The following is a 1129-nucleotide window of genomic DNA, read 5'->3' as shown; positions in this document are numbered from 1 at the left end:
GCCACAGTCGTAGCCGCCTGGTCAGGCCACGACCAGCCCGACAGCCCCACCCGAAAGCCCGAAACGGGCATCACGTCACGTACTGCCCTCTCAGGCGTTGAAAGGAGACGCCTTCCTCGCGGAGCAGGATGCGCAGGCCCTCGTGGCTGATGTCGTCGACCACCCCCTCGGCGACCAGGAAGTCGGCCAGTTTGGCCAGGCTCCAGGTCGAGAACGGCAGATCGTGCTCGGTTGGCTTGGACTTGGCGATCTTCTTGATCTCGCGGCGCTCGGGCAGCGTGAAGGTCTTCGGCCGGCCGCCGGAGTACTTGGGGTAGAGCGAGTCGAAGCCATCGGCGTTGAAGTTGTGGATCACGTCGCGGACCCGGTCGTCACTGGTGAACGACACCTCGGCAAGCTTCGCGACCGGCATGCCCTGAGCGGACAGCAACACCATCTGCGCGCGCCGCCAGGTCACCACGGAGCCCGTGCCTCTTCTGAGGATCCGCAGTAACCGCCGGCCCTCGTCGTCATCGATCTCGCGAACACGCACTCGTTCTGCCACCCGTACAGCTTGGCGGCCCGAAGCCGCCGGAGCGTCAGGTTCAGGAGGAGTCGTCGGAGTCGGCCGCGAGCGTCTTGCCCACGGCTCCTGACCGGGTGACGCCGTCGACTGCCGCACAGATGCCAAAGACACGATCGTGACTGGTCCAGCCGTTGACGCGGCCACGGTTGTTACTGATCTGCACCCGCTTCCTGGCGAGGTCCACGGACGACACCAAGTGCAAGTAGACCGTCCCTGCGACACGGGCGAGGACGACGTCTCCGACCTCCAACTTCGACGGGTCGACCGGGGCAACGACCACCTGCTGCCGACTACGTATCAGCGGGACCATCGAAGAACCGCTGGGCCGGAACGTCACGGTAGCCCCGCCAGCAATCCTGCCTGCCACTGCATCCAATGCACCCATCCGATGATCGTGGCAGATTCCCCTGCGTCACCCCACCGATTTACTTCTCTGTGCTCCACCAGCGAGGCAAACGTTGCCTGATACGGCACTAGGGCGTGTTTCGAAAGTAGCGTCGTCCGCCCGTAGGGCGGGCCCGGCGGCGTCTGGTGCGTGCGATCGCAAGGCGGAGGGTCGCCCCG

1 protein-coding gene and 1 pseudogene are annotated in these 1129 nt (G+C 65.5%); both read right to left on the bottom strand.

Features of this window, described 5'->3' with window-relative positions; all coding sequences use genetic code 11:
• Positions 1-88 precede the first annotated feature (88 nt).
• Positions 89-544, bottom strand: a pseudogene (locus tag ACLZN2_RS50810) (helix-turn-helix domain-containing protein); the annotation flags it as partial.
• Between the two features lie 40 nt (positions 545-584).
• Positions 585-845: a S26 family signal peptidase gene (locus ACLZN2_RS50805; protein ID WP_416987070.1), complete on the bottom strand. Its 261-nt coding sequence runs from the start codon at positions 843-845 to the stop codon at positions 585-587.
• Between the last annotated feature and the right edge of the window lie 284 nt (positions 846-1129).

Origin of the sequence: Streptomyces sp. T028 (assembly GCF_048159505.1) — a bacterium.
Lineage (GTDB): Bacteria > Actinomycetota > Actinomycetes > Streptomycetales > Streptomycetaceae > Streptomyces.
This window is presented reverse-complemented; position numbering and strand designations above follow the sequence as displayed.